We start from the raw sequence: 17,110 nt of genomic DNA, 5'->3' as shown, positions 1-17,110 counted from the left end.
AGCGACCGTGGCACCACTGGGACGACCTCCCCATCGTCCTCGTGGACGGCCAACGCATCCGCACGGCCACCGCGGCCGCCGGGCAGGCACGCATCCGCGCGGGCATGACGATCGCCGAGGCGCGCGCCCGCTGCGCCGCGCTACAGGTCCTGCCCTGGGACGAGGACCTCATCGGCCGTGCAGTCACGCGCGCGACCGCCGCCTTCGTGCGCGCCAGCCCCCAGGTCACCCCGGCCGCCGGCGCTCCTGGCCTCTGGTGGATCGGGGCACATGGCGTCGAGGCGTTAGGCGGAGAGCCCAGCCTGGCCCGCCAACTGGCCTCCATCGCGCGCCTCTGGCACCCGCGCGCCCGCGTCGCCATCGCGGACTCCTGTGTCGCCGCCCGCGCCGCCACCTGGGACACCGGAACCGGCTCGCACCAGGCCGCCGACCCCACTCCGGTCCTCATCCCTCCTGGCGGATGCGCCGCCTACCTCGCCCCGGCCCCGCTGGGCCTCCTCACCATCGACGCGGACCTGCACGCCTCGCTCCGCACCCTGGGGCTCCACGCCATCGGGGACCTGGCACGCCTCACCGCCGAAGATGTTGAGCGTCGTTGGGGTGACCTGGGGCTCGCCGCCTGGCGCCTCGCCCATGGCCTCGACGAGCGACGTCCCGGGCTCACCCGCCTGGAGGCGACCCGGGCCGTGTCGACAGACCTGTCGCCCAGCGTCGACACCACGGAACCCATCCTCTTCCTCGTGCGCGCAGCCCTCGACCGCCTGGTCCACACCCTCATCGCCGACGGCCGCGCCGCCGCCACTCTCGCCATCACCCTCACGCTCGACGACGCGCGCGGCGCCCTCCCCACCAGCCAGCCGCACACCATCACGCGGGAGGTGCAACTGCCACGACCGCTCGCGCGCACCATGCCACTCCTCGAGCGGTGTCGCGCCCTGCTCGAGGCGTGGCCCCTGACCGCCCCTGTCTGTGGCGTCCGCGTGGCCATTACCGCCACGGCTCCCCTCTCGGGCGCCCAGGGAGAGCTGCTCGACACCAGCTGGCGGGATCCCGCCGCGGCCGACGCCGCCTTTGCCCGCCTGCGATCCACGTTAGGCAGCGAGGCCGTCGTCCGGCCCGTCGCCCGCGACACGCATCGCCCTGAGCAGGCCGCCGTCTGGGAACGCGTCGACGACACCGGCCCCGCCCCCCACGCGCACCTCGCCAGCCCCATGCTCGCGCGCACAGCCTGCCGCACTTTTCGCCAACTGGACCCGCCGGAACGCATCGACGTGGAGCCCGTCGGGACAGCCGATGCCCCACGCGCCCTGCGCTGGCGCGACCGGTGGATTCGCGTCCATCGCACCACCGGCCCCGAACGACTCAGCGGCGAATGGTGGCAGGCCACCTACGACCGCGACTACTGGCGCGTGGAAGATGCCGATCATGGTCCCGACCTCGTGCTCTACCACGAGCGCCTCCCCGGGACCGATGGCAGCACGTCGTGGTTTGTGCAGGGCTGGTATGACTAGATGTACGCCGAACTCCACTGCCACTCCGTCTTCTCGCTCCTCGATGGCGCCTCCGAGCCCGAGGCCCTCGTGGCGCGCGCGAAGGCGCTGGCAATGCCCGCCCTTGCCCTCACCGACCATGACGACCTCGGCGGGGCGGTGCGGTTTGCCACGGCCGCGCGTGACGTCGGGCTCGACGGGATCCTCGGCACGGAGCTGACCCTCGAGGTGGACGGACATCCCCGGTACCTCGTCCTCCTCGCCGAGACGCGCGAAGGCTACGGCAACCTGGCATCGCTCATCACGCGCGGGCGGCTCGACCACCCCCGTGGATCCCCGCGGGTCTCCCTCGACACCCTCGCCCGGCATACCAACGGCCTCTTCGCCCTCACCGGGTGCCCCCGCGGCTGGATCCCGTCGCTCCTGGCCGCCGACAAACCCGCCGAAGCCTGTGATGCCGCGGCCACGCTCATCGACCTCTTCGAACGGCGGGTGGCCATTGAAGTCTGGGACCATCGCCTGCCGGAGGAACGCCTCCTCGTCCGGCAACTCATCCCCCTCGCGCGATCGCTCGACCTCCCCTGGGTCGTCACGAACGACGTCCACTACGCCCTGCCGACCGGGCGCCTGGTGCACGACGTGTTGTCCGCCTTGCGCCACCAGAAGCGGCTCGACGAGATGGGGACACGCCTCCGCCCCAATGGCGAGTGGTACCTCAAGGGCCCGGCCCAGGTCGCCCGTCGCTGGCAGGCCGACCTCACCGGCGTGCGCACCACGCTGGCCATCGCCGAGCGCTGTGCCTTTCGCCTCGCCGACCTCAAGCCCACGCTGCCAAACTTTCCGTTGCCGCCCGGCGTGTCCGCCGACGACTACCTGGCCCGCCTGGTGGAACAGGGCGCCCTGGACCGGTGGGGCAGGCCCCTGGACGCCCTCGACGCCAAATACCGGCGCCAGATCACCCACGAACTGGACCTGATCCGCCGCCTCGGCTTCTCCGGCTACTTCCTCATCGTCTGGGATATCGTGCGGTTCGCGAATCGCGAAGGCGTGTTGTGCCAGGGGCGCGGCTCCGCGGCCAACTCGGTGGTCTGCTACTGCCTGGGGATCACCGCCGTCGACCCGGTCAAACTGGAGCTCCTCTTCGAGCGCTTCCTCAGCGAGGAACGCAAGGAAGCCCCGGACATCGACATCGACTTCGCCCATCGGGATCGCGAAAAGGTGTTGCAGTACGTGTACGAGCGGTACGGTCGCGAACATGCCGCGATGGTCTGTGAACAGATCACCTACCGAGGCCGCTCGGCCGTGCGGGATGCTGCCCGCGTGTTGGGATTCTCGGTCCAGCAGGCCGACATGCTCAGCGCACTCAGCGACCGCTTCTCCGCCCAGGCCACGGCGGACGCACTCCGCGGCCCCACCACGCCGGAGGAGATGCTGGGCAAGGAGTACGACAAGGACCCGCGCAGCGATGGCCCGGGCATTCCCGACGATCCCCGCCAGAAGACGCAGGAGTGGAGCGCCGAGCGCTTGCTGGCGGAACGATATGGGCAGGACATGATGGCGGGGACGTACACCAGCGCGAAGTTGCGCGAGGAACGGGCGCGGGGGCGGAAGATGGCGATCGAGGGCGAAACGGTGGATAGCGAACGGCGGGCGGTGAGTGGGAGCGAGACGGCGGGCGGCGGACGGCAGGCGGCAGGAGACCGCGTCGACGGCGAAGCACGAGGAGCACGCGCAGCCCGAGAGGCACGGGCAGCACGAGAGCGGGCTGATCTGGCGGCGCGGAGTGGACGGCCTGAATTCACGGGGCGTCGCAAGCATCAGTACGATGACGCGCCGCCATCCGAGGCGCCGAGTGGGCGTCGCACATCGAAGGGGTATGAGCCGTACGGGAATGCCAACGGGCGTGATACGGCACAACAGAATACCCGGGCCAGCGATGTCCTCGCGCCGTTAGGCATCACATCAGGCCACTCGCCCCCGCCATCTGCCGCCCGCCGCCTGCCGCCTGATTCCACTCCGCCGGCTGCCCCAACGACAGCTGTGCACCCCATCCTGTCCCAGGCTGGGCTCGATCCGAACGACCGCAGGGTGCAGGTGCTCCCGGATATCGTCGCGGGGCTCCACCAGGCCCCACGGCATCGCTCGATCCACGTCGGTGGCTTTGTGCTCACGGCCGAGCCACTGCGCACCGTGGTGCCCATCGAACCCGCGTCGATGCCCGGTCGCACGGTCATCCAGTGGGAACGCGATGACCTCGACGCGGCGGGGCTCGTGAAGATCGACCTGCTCGGCCTTGGCATGCTCACCGTGCTGCAGGACTGCCTCAAGTACATCCGCGGTTCGCGTGGTGTCACGGTGGAGCTGGGTCGCCTCGACATGACCGACCAGGCCGTGTACGACGACATCTGCGCGGCCGATACCATCGGCGTGTTCCAGGTCGAAAGCCGCGCGCAGATGAATACGTTGCCGCGCCTCAAGCCTCGCTCGTTCTACGACCTGGTGGTGGAGGTCGCCCTCATCCGCCCGGGGCCGATCCAGGGCGAGATGGTGCATCCCTACCTGCGGCGCCGCGCGGGCGAGGAGCCCGTCACATACCCCCACCCCACCCTCGAGCCCATCCTCAAACGCACGTTAGGCATCCCGCTTTTCCAGGAGCAAGGAATGCAGGTGGCTATCACGGCCGCCGGCTTCACCCCGGGCGAGGCCGATACACTGCGTCGGGCGATGGGACACAAGCGCTCGCGCGAGCGCATGGCGGCCATCTGCGAGAAACTCCTGGCGGGCATGCGCGCCAACGGCATCCCGGACGAGGTCGGGCGGCGGATCTACAACCAGATCAATGCGTTCGCCGACTACGGTTTTCCGGAATCCCACGCCGCGAGTTTTGCCCTCATCGTTTTTGCCTCGGCCTACCTGCGGCACTACTACGCCGCCGAGTTCACGGCGGCGATCCTCAATGCGCAGCCCATGGGGTTCTACTCGGTAGGGACGCTGATCGAGGACGCGAAGCGACATGGCGTGGTGGTGCACCCGATCGACCTCACGCGGTCGGCGTGGGATACGGCGCTGGAATGCGCCGATGGGCGCGTGGTGGTGCCGTTCGGGACCGAGGTGCGCGTGCTGCGGCGGGAGCAGGTCGGCGATGTGCCAGGGGCACGGGGGGCCCCCCCCGATTTCGAAGATACGACGCGACCCAACACCGCGCGTCATCATGCCATTGCCACTGGTAGCAATTCCACGCCTCCGCCCGCCGTCCGGCTCGGCATCCGCCTCGTGCGCGGCCTGGGCGCGGCCGCACGGGAGACGCTCGCGCTGGCCCTGCGTGAGGGACCCTTCGTAGACATCGACGACGTGGTCCAGCGCGCTGGCCTCGACCAGCGCGCCCTCCGCTCCCTCGCCGAAGCCGGTGCCTTCGACACCATGGCGAATGACGTGCCACCCAACGAACGCCGACGCACCGCCCTCTGGCGCGTCCTCGAGGCCACACGCGGCGATGCCGGCCCCCTCGCCCCTTCGCACCGCCGGCGCGAGCGGGCTCCGTTGCCTCCCATGAGCCGCCTGGAAACCACGGACGCGGACTATCGCGTCACCGGCCTCTCGCTCAACGGGCATCCCATGCGACACCTGCGCGCCCTCCTCGCACCCAACGGCGTGGTGACCGCGCGGGAACTGTTCACCCATGGCCGCGATGGCACGAAGGTCGCCCATGCCGGCCTCGTCATCTGCCGACAACGCCCCGGAACAGCTAAAGGGTTCGTCTTCCTGTCACTGGAAGACGAGACCGGCATCCTCAATGTCGTCGTCACGCCGAAACGCTTCGAACAGCAGGCCCTGCTCATCTCCACATCACCACTCCTGCTGGTGCGCGGTACCCTGCAGGTGGAGGGAAAGGTCGTCAACCTCCGAGGCGAGCAGTTCACCGCACTCAAGGCCGACGCGGGCGAGGCGTGGGCCCGAAGCCACGATTTTCATTGAGGAGCGCCTGGAGTCGCAATCGATCCTGGCGCCCCGATGATGCCCCGGCCGAGCACAGTCCCGCGGCAACACACAAGATGCCCAGCCCCAAACGCCGCCAGACTCGGCTTTACCTGACCTCCGGATTACGGCCACCGGCCACGGGCGCTCAGCCACCGCCCCGCCATTCCCAACATTCACCTCACCCACCACGTTTCGCACCCAGACATACCCTCCAGCTGACTCGTCGCATGCGCCGCGCCCTGACGTTGTGGTCCGCCTCTCTTTGCCTCGCCCTCACCCTTGCGGGCCCCGTGCGGGCCGCAGCGCAAACAGCCACCGCAGTCAGTGCCGTCTCCCCAGCAGCACGCAGGGGACTGGTGGCACTGCCCGCCGGCGGACCCATCCGGCTGGACGGCGCCCTGGACGAGGAAGTCTGGAAGCGCGCTCCGGGAGCGACAGGGTTTGTGCAGAGCGAACCGCGGGAGGGGCAGCCGGCGACCGAACAGACCGAGGTCTTCGTGGCCTTCGACGCCGACAACCTGTACATCGGCGCCTTCATGCGGGACTCGGACCCATCGCGCGAGATCGTGAACGATATCCGCAAGGACTTCCGCGAGGACGACCAGGACGACTTCGAGGTGATCCTCGACACCTTTCATGACCGCCGCAACGGATACGTGTTCATCACCAACCCCGCGGGCGGCCGCGTCGACCGGCAAATCGCCAACGAAGGGCGCGAGATCAACTCCAGCTGGGACGCCATCTGGGACGTACGCACGCGGCGCAGCGCCGACGGCTGGACCGCCGAAATGCGCATCCCGTTCCGCACGCTCAGGTTCGAGCCAGGCGCCGACCAACCGTGGGGGATCAACTTCTCGCGTCGCATTCGGCGCAAGAACGAGGTCACCTTCTGGTCGCCGGTCCCGCGCTCGTTCAACCTCATGCGCCTCTCACTCGCCGGCGATGTCACCGGCCTCAAGGTCGGTGCCGCGGGACGCGACCTCCGCCTCAAGCCTTACCTCCTCGGGAATACGGTCCGCGACGTTGGCGTCACGGCCCACGACCAGAAGTTCGACGCCGGCCTCGACATGAAGTTTGCCGTCACGCGTGGCCTGACGCTCGACGGCACGATTCGTCCCGACTTCGCGCAGGTCGAGGCCGACGAGCAGCAGGTGAACCTCACGCAATTCGCGCAGTTCTTCCCGGAGAAGCGCGAGGCCTTCCTGGAGAACTCCGGGATGTTCTACGTCGGCGATGCGGCGCGACTGAATCGCGTCTTCGTCCCGGCGACCCCGGACGACGACAACCTGCTCTTCTTCTCGCGGCGCATCGGCATCCGCAACGACCGCAAGCCGCTCCCCATTGACGCCGGCGCGCGCCTGACCGGCATGGCCGGCGGCTTTGGCATCGGCTTGATCAACATGCAGGTCCGCGGGGACGACGTCACCGACGCCAACAACTACACCGTCGTCCGCCTGCGCCGGAACGTGTCACGCGGCTCCGACATCGGCGTGCTCTTCATGCAGCGCCAGTCCACCGAGAACGCGGACAACTACAACCGGGTAGCCGGCATCGACGCCAACATCCGCTTCCTCGGGCGGCTCGACTGGAACTCGTACTTCATTGGCACCCGCACTCCGGGACGCACCGAGGGCCAGTACTCGGCCCGCACCTCGCTCAACTGGGAAGGCAACTTCTTTCATGGCAAGGGCGGGGTGATGTCCCTCGGCGAGAACTTCAACAACGACCTCGGCTTCTATCGCCGCATTGGGGTCAAGAAGTGGTTCGCGGACATCGGCGTCCGCCCGCGGCCCGAGGCGCTGCGCAAGCGCGGGGTGCGTGAACTCCACCCGCATATCGTGTGGGACCTCTTCACGGACCAAGGGAACCACATGGTCCAGAAACGCCTGCACACCGGGCAGACCTTCTTCTTCGAGAATGGGGCGGTCTTCGAGCTGTCCTACAACCCTTCCTTCAATCTCCTTGACCGCCCCCTGCGCCTGAGTCCCAAGGCCGATCCCCTCCCCGCCGGCCCGTACAGCTGGCAGGAATGGGGCATCCTCGCCAACACCGACCAGAGCCGTCGCGTCTCGCTGAGCTCGCGCCTCGCGTGGGGCGAGCTGTACAACGGCACCCAGCAGACGATCAACGCCTCCATCACCCTGCGCCCCAACTACCGGGTGCGCATCACCTCCGGCGTACAGCGCACGGCGGGGGACCTCGACCTGGCGAAGGGCACGTTCGTCAACAGCTTCTGGACGACACGCGCCAACTACTCGTTCTCGCCGAACATGTTCATCGACGCGCTGTCGCAATACGACCCTTCGTCCAAGCAGCTCAACGCCAACGTGCGCTTCAACCTGATCCACCACCCCCTCAGCGACCTGTTCCTCGTCTACAATGACCAGCGCTTCCTGACGCCGGATGCCCCGATTGCTGGCCGGTCGCTCGTGCTGAAGTTCACGCAGATGATGGCGTTCTAGCGCCGACCCAGCTCCTCCTCAAAGCGCTGGTTCCCTATCCGATACTCGCGCCAGTCCTTGTAGTCGAAGTGCCACCATTCCGCCTCGTAGACGAGGAATCCCTCGGCCTCCATGGCGGTGCGCAGGATCTCGCGCAGCTCGCGTTGCCGGGCCGTCCCCCCGGGGTAGTCCGGGTACGAACGGTCCGACATCTCATCGTACCCCCCGGTCATGCGCACCGGGCGCCCGGTCGTGAGGTCGTACAGCGTCAGGTCGACGGCGCACCCCCGATTGTGCCGTGAGCCACGCGAGGGATCGGCGACGAAGACATGGTTCGCCTCCGGCGTGCCATCCCAGAACATCTTCGTCACGTACCACGGACGATACCCGTCGTGGATCAGCAAGCCAAGCCCCTGCGCGCGCAGGGCGCGATGGGCACGCACCAGCGCCTCGGCAGCCGGCCGTTGCAGGAACGCGCGAGCCTGCGTGTAGACCGGCACGGAGAGGAAGTTGTCGCGCGTCGCGTACCGCACGTCGAGCTTGATGGTGGCGTCCAGTGGCGCCAACTCCACCAGGTCACTCTCCCGAAAGGTCCCCCGCTCCACCGGAGGAGTCGCCGCAAGCGCGATCCGCCGGAGCTCGTCCACCGGCTTCACCGGGGTGATGCGAAAGACCGCCGCGTCCTCCCCGGGGATCTTCCGCCGTGCAAAGGTGACCTCCGCGGCCACCACCTGCGTCGCGCGCCCGCGTGCGTCACGCATGAACCGCAGTCGCTCCCCGGCATACAACCCGTAGTCCGGGAAGGCGTACTCGTTCGGGCCAACCTCGCGGAGGGGGTACTCGGCAAACCACTCGATGAGGGCCGTCAACCGTCCGTTCCGCTCATGGATGTACAGCACGTTGTGGTCCCACCCATACTCACCGATCAACCCGCTCCAGTGCGCGGGCAGCACCCGGCGCGCCGGCGCGGGGTCCACGCGACGCAGCGTGTCGCGATCGACCACGATGGCATTGGCGATCGGGACGACCACCGAGCCGTAGGTCGCCGGATCGTCCACGACCAGGGTATCGCCAGATAACACCCGTAATCGCAGGCGCATGTCGCCGCGCGCGGGATCGAGGTACAGCAGGGTATCGCGCGCCACCAGCCGCACCTGACGCTCACCGCTCCCGTACGTGCCGGCGAGGGCCAGCGCGCGCTCCCGGGTGGTTGGGGTTGTGAGGCGCGGCGCGGCAGCGGCGCCTCCGCGCTGCATGGCCATGGCGTCGCGGAGCACGGCCATCGCAATCCGCTCGACCGTGCCATTGGTGAAGTCGCGGGCCGCCGAGACGGCCACGCCGAGGCGCGCCCCCGGAAGGGCGATCAGCTCCGTCGCAAAGCCGTAGATGGCGCCGCCGTGACGCACCATGCGCTCACCGTCCAGCGACCCCACCATGAACCCGAGGCCAAACCCGTCTGTCGCACCGGGTGCGCTGAACTGCGGCACCCACATCTCCTCGAGGGACTCCCGTCGCAACACCGGAGCCCCGCCATCAAATAAGGCCGACACAAAGCGCCCCAGCTCCGGCATGGTCGCGTACATGCTCCCCGCCGGGGCCATCCCCAGCTGGAAGCGCGGCGCCGCAAACGACGTCCCGTGTCGGGTCCACATGAGCGCGTGGGATACCGCGTCCGCGGTCCGGGGGGTCGGTACAAACGACGCACCCGTCATCCCCAGCGGGTCGAGGATCGCGCGTTGCAGGTACGCACCGAACGGTTGCCCCTGCACCTTCTCCAGGACACGGCCAACCACGGCGATGCCGGCATTCGAGTACTTGGTGCGCGTGCCGGGCTTGTACACGAGCGCCGTTCGGTTGAGGCTCGCGACCGTGGCCGCCAGGGTCGGCTCGGAGGTCTCGAAGTAGTTCCCCACCGGGGGCTCGCGCACCAGCCCGGCGCGGTGCGACATGAGGTGCCGCAGTGTGATCGTCCCACCAAAGCGATTCCGCGGGCGAAACTCGGGGAGGTACCGGGTCACCGGGGCATCGAGGTCGAGGACCCCGCGCTCCACGAGCTGCATCACCCCGATGTCTGTGAACAACTTCGAGACGGATCCCACGCGGTACACCGTCTGCGCCGTCGCCGGGATGGTGCCCGCGCTATCGGCGTACCCGAATCCGCGCGCCCACACCACCCGGTCACCTTCCACCAGGGCCACCGAGAGGGCGGGCAGTCCCTTGTCCTTCATCTCGTGCTCGATGAAGGGGGACAGGCGTGTGGCCAGGGGCGCGTACTTCGCGTCCGGCCCCACCGTCGATTGCGCCTCCACCAAGGGTCCAACCACGGCCAGCATGAGTCCGGGAACCAAGCGTCGCATTGCGTCTGTCCTCCAGATGCGGATCCTGCGTGGGTCGTACCGTCACAGATGCCAACGAGCCCGCCCGCGCCAGCGCGCGGACGGGCCCGGACACAGCTCACCCGCGCTAGCTGCTGCGCGCGATGTTCGGGTTGTTGAGCCGCTCGATATCCGGGAGTGGGAGGCACTTGTTCGTGCCGTAGGTGCCACCCCCGTTGGGGAACGGCGCTCCCGCCGCCGGCTTGAACGGCACGTTGAAGCGAATCGTGTCGTACAGGCGATGCCCTTCCAGGAACAGCTCGCGCCGACGCTCCTCCCGCACCTGGGCCTGGATCGCCGCCTCATCCGTCGAGGCAAACGTTGGCAACCCGGCAAAGCGCGATCGCAGCTGGTTGATGATCCCGACGGCGGTCTGGCCCCCGGCCACCTCGGCGCGGATCAGGAGCGCCTCGCGCCAGGTCGCGATCGGAATCGGTGCGGTCAACGAGGTGTACTTGTTCTGGGACCACAAGCGCACGGCCGGGAGCGAGCCGCCACGTCCCGCATCCACGACCGGGACGCGCGGGTCCACCACCCCGTTGATCGTGAGGTTGCGGAACTGGGTGTCCACCGTCACGGTGCCGCTCGTGTTGTTGATGCGGAAGACCCGATTCTCCGCGCGACCCGCGGCCGCGGTGGTGCGCGCGTTCAAGACGAAGTTATTGGGAACCAGCGCCGCGTCGGCCGCAGCTTCCGCGCGCTTGCCCTGATTGATCCGCGCGCGCGCCCGACCGACGAGGGCCATGTACCGGATGCTGTCCGGAACACCGGCGGTGCCGATCGCCGTCGTGAACCGCGCTTCGGCCAGCGCGAAGACCTGCGCCGGCGTCAGCTCCGGCCCGAGGTCGACCGCCGCCGAGCAGAACCCCTCGCCGAGCAGGATGTGGGCGAACCCCGCGTAGGCCGCCGTGCGGGCAATGAGTCCCGCGCGCCCGGGGACCTGCGCGTCGGTCCACTCATTCAAGAGCTTGAGGGCCTGGTCCGCCTGAAAGCGTGCGACCGAGATCGGCGTGTAGAGGCCAAAGCCCCCACAGCCACCCGTGGCATACAGCGCCGAAGACGGGTTGCTGGACCGGCGGTCAATGTCCCAGGTCGCGGCATTCGCCTGGGAGTCCATGAATTCATCCGCGATGGTCCCTGCAGAAAGCACATAGTTACCGAACGCACACTCAAAATCCGCCACCGCCCCGGCCACCATCACCGGGGCGTTGTTTGGCTGGAGCAGGGTTTCGGCGAGAATACGGCTGGGCGCATCCGCGCTGAGCAGAGTGTCGCATGCGGTCAGTGTTCCGCTGCCCAACAAGACGATGGCAGTCCGGCGGATGATCCGGCGCGCGCTGGCACGTGAGCGGTACATCATGATCGATCGCTCCTTGGCTGTGGCCGGTTAGTAGGAGAGGGAGACGGAAAACAACACCTGCGCGAGGGGCGGCACCTGCGCCTGCTCGAGCCGGACGAACTGCTGGAGCGTGAAGAAATTCTCCGGGTCCGTGCCGCCGTAAGGCGTCCACAACGCAAGGTTACGACCCGAGAGCGTCATGGCTCCACTCCGTGCGCCGACCCAGCGCGCCATGTCCTGCCCCATGTTGTAGCTGGCCGAGACCTCGCGCAGGCGCGCGAACTTGGCCTTCTGGTAGGTGAACTCGCGCAGGATGCCGTTGGATTGCGCCTGCGCCACGAACACGGGGTCATACTTCTCCGGCTCGATGTTGGCGAGGCACTGGTTGAACACCTGGCAGCGGGCGCGGTCGTTGTTATTCAGCACGCGATGTCCGCCCTTGAAGTCCACGAGGCCATAAAAACGCCACTTCTGGAACGCAGTGACGGTCGTGTTGAACGACCCCTCGACTGCCGGGTCCGCGCGGCCGATGAAGACCCGCGGCGCATTGGGCTGCCCCGCGGCCGTGAGACAGTCGACCACGCCGCCTTTCCCGAGGCCGTCGTCGCACTTCATGTTCTCGGCGCGGCGGGTCGTGGCGTTGTACGTCGCGCTACGGACCTTGTAGTCATACCAGGTCATCACCGCCTTCCCGATGGTGTTGCGGTTGCCACCAATCTGGATGAACGGGTTACCCAACGGGTCCTTCGCCAGGTTAGCGGTGTTGCCCAGGCTCGTGATCTGGTTGTTGTTGTTGGAGATGTTGAACCCGAAGTCCAGGTTCAGGTTGCGCATGTTCAGGGCGTTGTACCGCGTTTGCAGCTCAATACCCGTGCTGCGGATCCCGCCGATGTTGACCACCCGCTGCCCCGCGAACCCGCTCGACGGCGGCACGTCCTGGAACAGGATGCCGTCCTTGGTGTCACGACGATACCAGGTCACCTCGGCGCTCACCCGCTCGCTGAGAAAGGTCCCATCAAACCCGAGTTCGATCTCGCCCGCACGTTCCGGCTTGAGGTCGGGATTGCCGAGGGACAGGGGGGACACCGCCGGGTTCCCGTCACCACCGGTGGTCGCCGAATAGGTGCGAAGCGCGGTGTTCACGTCCGGTTGCTGGCCCGTTTGCCCATACGCGCCCCGCAGCTTGAGCGAGTTGATCCACCCGAGCTTGAACCAGGGTTCTTCATTGATGACCCAGGTCCCGGAGACCTTGGGATAGGTGACCCAGCTGAAGTCTTCACCGAAGGCCGAGTTGTTATCCACCCGGAGTGCTGCCGTGAGGTACATCCGGTCGTTGAAGTTCAGCTGTTCCTGACCATAAAACCCGACCGTTGAGTTCTCAAAGAAGTCCTCGCCGCCAAACGTCGTGGCGGCGGCGTCGACGAGCGTCAGTCCACCGGACGGAAAGCCCTCACCACGCGCGGCTACGGCGTAGGTCTGACGGCGGAAGTACTGTGCCCCAACGCTCGTGCTGGTCTGCAGGCCGAAAAGCGCCTTCTTGAGCGACGCCGCGTAGTCGATCGACGTGACGCTCAGCTCGCGACGGCGCGTGGCCTTGTTGCCGTTCTGGTCCACCGGGTTCGTGAAGAACTGCCGGTAGAACGGCCCCATGCGCTGCGTCTGGTTGACGTTGTCCTCGCCCGTCAGGTCGTTGCCAACCACAAGCCGCTGGTTCAGCCACGTGCCCAACCGGTGGTTCATCTGGATCGACCCGGTGGTGCGCTTCACCGCCTGCCACTGCTTGAACGCACCCCAGAACGCCTCGGGCGGCGCCGAGAAGTACCCCCGACGCAGCTTCTCGGCATCGGTGACGGGGGTCTGCCCGAAGTAAAGCGAGAACCAGGCACCGCCGCCGGCCTCAAGCGGCACGTTCACCACCGACTGGTTGGTGTTGAAGACGGCCTGGATATCCAGGTTCTTGTATGGCGACAAAGCGACGTTTCCACCGCCGGACCAGCGCCACAGGGAGTTGGTCGGTTCGATGCCTTTGTCGTTGTCGTATGAACCGTTGAAGTTGTACTTGACGACGTCGGTGCCGCCGTTGAGTCCCATGTTGTAGGACTGCGACAGCCCGGTCTTGAAGAGGCCGAGGCCAGCCTCGCGGTTGATCGCCACGGGATTCCAGGCGGAGATCGTTCCATCCGCCAACCGGCGATAGGTCTGCCCAATGCGCTCTTCGGCATTCTGGAACCAACTGCCACCCTCACGCACGTTCAGGGAAAAGACGGAGCGCCCGGCCTTGCCGCGCTTGGTGATGATCTGGATGACGCCATTGTTGGCCTCGGTCCCGTACAGCGTCGCGGCCGCTGGCCCCTTGATCACCTCGATGCTTTCGATGTTCTCCGGGTCGATGTCGTTGAGGCGCGAAATCACCCCGGACGAGAAGAATTGCGAGCGGGGCCCCGTGGAGACGTCATTGGCGATACGCACACCGTCGACATAGATGAGCGGCTGGTCATTCAGAGAGAGCGAGGCCGCGCCGCGGATGCGGATGCGTGGCCCCGATCCCACCGCCCCGGACCCACCCGTCATCACCACCCCCGCCGCCTTGCCGTTCAGCAGAGTGGTCATGTCCGGGGCTGGCGCCAGAGCCTGAATCGTCGCCGCGTCGACCTTGGTCACCGAATTGCCGATAGCGCGCTTCTCCACCGGTTCCGCCGTTCCCGTGATCACGACCTCGCTCAAGGAGGCCACTTGCTCACTCAGAGTCACGCGCACATCCGTCTGGCCCACGCGCGCGGTGACGGTCGCCGGCTTGAAGCCGAGCCGCCGCACCTGGAGTGTCACCTGCGCACCCGTCACCCCCGTAATACGGAAAGCGCCCGATCCATCGGTCTGTGCCCCGAGCGTCGTTCCCTCCACCTGCACTTGGGCTCCGTCGAGCCCGCGGAGCGTTCGAGCGTCCACCACGGTGCCGCCGACGACGCCTGTTTGCGCGACGACGGGGGGGGCGGCTAACCCCAGCGACAGCACGAAAGCTGCGAGGTGTCGCCAGCCAGCTCCCCATCCCGGACTCGCGGTTTTCCTTTCACGCATCACCCCTCCTTGTTGAGGACTCCAATTTGCATACAGAGATACGCGCCTGCGCGCAGTCGCACCAGATGGCGGTGTCAGGCGCGCGCGCGGCGACGCCAGGCGTAGTACGCCGGCACGCCGAGCAACACCATCCCGATCCCGATCGCGGCCTGACGGGGCTGCGACATCACCGTGTTCACGACGATCGCCGATGCCGCGAGCACGAACAACGCCGGCGTCAGGGGATACCCAGGTACACGGAAGGGGCGGCGCGCCTCGGGCCGCTTGATGCGCAGGGCGATGACCGCCGCCGCCCCCAGTCCATAGAAGATCCACCCGACAAAGACGACGTAGTTCAGGAGCTGGCTGAACGTCCCGACCCACGGAAACACCATCGCCCAGAGGCAGCACGCCATGATGGCGAGCGCCGGGGTGCCATACTGCGGATTCACCGCGCCTAACGCACGGAAAAACACCCCGTCGTTTGCCATGTTGTAGAACACGCGGGGTGCCGTGAGCACCGTCGCCAGCGCCGCGCTCAACATCGAGATGATGATGGCGAGCGCCAACAGCTGCGCCGCCCGATCCCCGAGCACCGCGGCCACCGCCTCACCGGCCACCCGGTCGGACGCCATCACCCGGGCCGGACCGAGCGCCGCGAGATACGCGAAGTTCGCGACGAGGTAGATCGCGACCAGCGCCACCGTGCCAAGCGCGATCGCGCGCGGAAGCGAGCGCTGGGGATCCAGGGCGTCCCCATCGCTGAACGTGACGTACTGCCATCCCTCGTAGGCCCACAACACGGGAATCAGCGCCAGCCCTGCCGTGCTCAGTGTCAGCCCCGACGGCGCGTTCACCGACGCGGCACCGGACGTTGCGGCTCCACCATCTCCCAGGGCGAACAACAGTGCGCTCATGAGGAGGATCGCCAGCACCTTTACTCCGGTCGCCACGTTCTGCACTGAGGCACTGCCGCGCGTCCCGCGCACGGTCATGACCATGATGCCCAGCAGGAAGATGTCCGCGATGACCTTGCGTGCCGTCGGAGACAACTCCGTGAACTGGCCGAGGTAGTTGGCGGCCGCAACGGCCAGGGTGGCGATGGTGCCCGACCCAATGACAAAAAACAGGGTCCAGCCGTACAGAAACGCGGGGAGGCGACCGAATCCGTCGCGGATGAACCCGTACAGGCCACCGGAGCCCCCATCCATCGCACTCAGTTCCCCGTAGGACAGGGCCCCAAGGAGGGACAGGACGCCGCCGAGCAACCACACCAGGCTCGCCGTCGTCACCGATCCGCCCGTCGTGCGCAACACCTCACTCGGAACCAGGAAAATACCGGATCCGATCACATTCCCAATGACGAGGAGGGTCAGGTCCGTCGTGCCTAACGTGCGCTTGAGTGCCATGCCGGGGGCGTTGGGGAGGCGGGAACGTACCGCGCCACCACGCACCGCGCGAGCGTCTAGCTCCCAAGCCGGTCGAGGTCCGCCGGCACGTCGACATCCACCGGCACCGAGGCGTCGACGTGCATCCAGGCCACCCGATCCCCCAGCGCCTGAAGCAGGTCGCGCGCACCGCGGTCACCTTCGAGGAGCTCGAGCCGGCGTCGGAGCGTCGCGTCCAACAGCACCGGATGCCCGGGCACGCCCTCCTGATACACCGGAACGACGGCCGCAGAAGTGGACCCTTCCCAGGTCTCGATCACCCGTCGCACCACCGCAGGATCGATTCCCGGCTGGTCGCCGAGCGCGACGAGGAACGCATCGCATTCCCTGGGAAGCGCACCGATCCCGGCGCGGATGGAGGCACTCATCCCGCCTTCGGGATCCACGGTCACCACCGTGACGTCGCGACCTGCGACCGCCGCCGAGATCTCCTCGGCATGGTCACCGGCGGTCACGATCACCCGGTCGAGCCCACTCGCGCGCAGCTGGTCGATCACGTGGACCACCAAGGGCGCACCGGCGTGCATGGCCAGGACCTTGACCCCGCCAAACCGTGCCCCGCGCCCGGCCGCCAGCACAATCGCTCCGATCATGGCACGCCCTCCCGTGCTCGTTGCCGGTACAGGGTCACCCCGGTATGCAGCACCGTCAGTGGAAGCGTCGCACACGAGACCCGACTGCGGGGCAACTCGGCGCCTAACGCGCGCAGCAGTTCGTCACTCGTAAAGGTGGCCACATCCTCAATATGCGCCCCGCGCACCAGGTCCGTCAGCACTGAGGCAGCGGCCACGCAGACGGCGCAGGCGTTGGCCGTGAACCCGGCCTCCACCACCGTCTCCCCTTCGAGTCGCAGCTCAACACGTACCCGGTCACCACACAGGGGGTTGCTCCCTTCCTGCGACACCGACGCTGCCGCCAAGGCGCCTTGGTTTCGCGGGCGCCGAAAATGCTCGAAGATCGTCTCTCCATACGGCAGCGTCACCAG

General features: G+C 67.6%; 9 protein-coding genes. 3 read left to right on the top strand and 6 right to left on the bottom strand.

Annotation, left to right across the window (positions count from 1 at the left end; translation table 11 throughout):
• Positions 1–41: 41 nt before the first annotated feature.
• The 3 genes from IPK85_24905 (at position 42) to IPK85_24895 (ending at position 7,930) form a co-directional block, all read left to right on the top strand.
• Positions 42–1,511 (top strand): hypothetical protein, encoded by a 1,470-nt coding sequence (locus IPK85_24905; protein ID MBK8250608.1) that lies wholly within the window; start codon positions 42–44, stop codon positions 1,509–1,511.
• Positions 1,512–5,465 carry a DNA polymerase III subunit alpha gene (locus IPK85_24900; protein ID MBK8250607.1) on the top strand — a complete coding sequence of 1,318 codons (3,954 nt, stop codon included), beginning with the start codon at positions 1,512–1,514 and terminating at the stop codon, positions 5,463–5,465.
• A gap of 359 nt (positions 5,466–5,824) precedes the next feature.
• Positions 5,825–7,930 (top strand): carbohydrate binding family 9 domain-containing protein, encoded by a 2,106-nt coding sequence (locus IPK85_24895; protein MBK8250606.1) that lies wholly within the window; start codon positions 5,825–5,827, stop codon positions 7,928–7,930.
• On the opposite strand, the gene IPK85_24890 is transcribed toward IPK85_24895, so the two are convergent.
• The 6 genes from IPK85_24890 to IPK85_24865 form a co-directional block, all read right to left on the bottom strand.
• Entirely contained in the window at positions 7,927–10,266 is a 2,340-nt protein-coding gene (locus IPK85_24890) for a serine hydrolase (protein ID MBK8250605.1), read from the bottom strand. The two genes, IPK85_24895 and IPK85_24890, sit on opposite strands and share 4 nt — an antisense overlap.
• Before the next feature lie 106 nt (positions 10,267–10,372).
• Positions 10,373–11,644, bottom strand: a complete 1,272-nt coding sequence (locus IPK85_24885) for a RagB/SusD family nutrient uptake outer membrane protein (protein MBK8250604.1) — start codon at positions 11,642–11,644, stop codon at positions 10,373–10,375.
• Positions 11,645–11,671: 27 nt separating this feature from the next.
• Entirely contained in the window at positions 11,672–14,698 is a 3,027-nt protein-coding gene (locus IPK85_24880; protein MBK8250603.1) for a SusC/RagA family TonB-linked outer membrane protein, read from the bottom strand.
• A gap of 74 nt (positions 14,699–14,772) precedes the next feature.
• A complete protein-coding gene (locus IPK85_24875) occupies positions 14,773–16,086 on the bottom strand; it encodes an amino acid permease (GenBank protein MBK8250602.1) in 1,314 nt (437 codons plus the stop codon).
• A 56-nt stretch (positions 16,087–16,142) separates the two neighbouring features.
• Positions 16,143–16,718 carry a nucleotidyltransferase family protein gene (locus IPK85_24870; protein MBK8250601.1) on the bottom strand — a complete coding sequence of 192 codons (576 nt, stop codon included), beginning with the start codon at positions 16,716–16,718 and terminating at the stop codon, positions 16,143–16,145.
• The gene (locus tag IPK85_24865) at positions 16,715–17,107 is read right to left on the bottom strand and encodes an iron-sulfur cluster assembly scaffold protein (GenBank protein ID MBK8250600.1); all 393 of its coding nucleotides are present in this window, start codon (positions 17,105–17,107) and stop codon (positions 16,715–16,717) included. The genes IPK85_24870 and IPK85_24865 overlap by 4 nt, the downstream gene beginning before the upstream one ends.
• Between the last annotated feature and the right edge of the window lie 3 nt (positions 17,108–17,110).

Source organism: Gemmatimonadota bacterium (assembly GCA_016712265.1).
GTDB lineage: Bacteria > Gemmatimonadota > Gemmatimonadetes > Gemmatimonadales > Gemmatimonadaceae > RBC101.
Note: the sequence above shows the minus strand (reverse complement) of the source record. Positions and strands in the feature narration are given on the sequence as shown.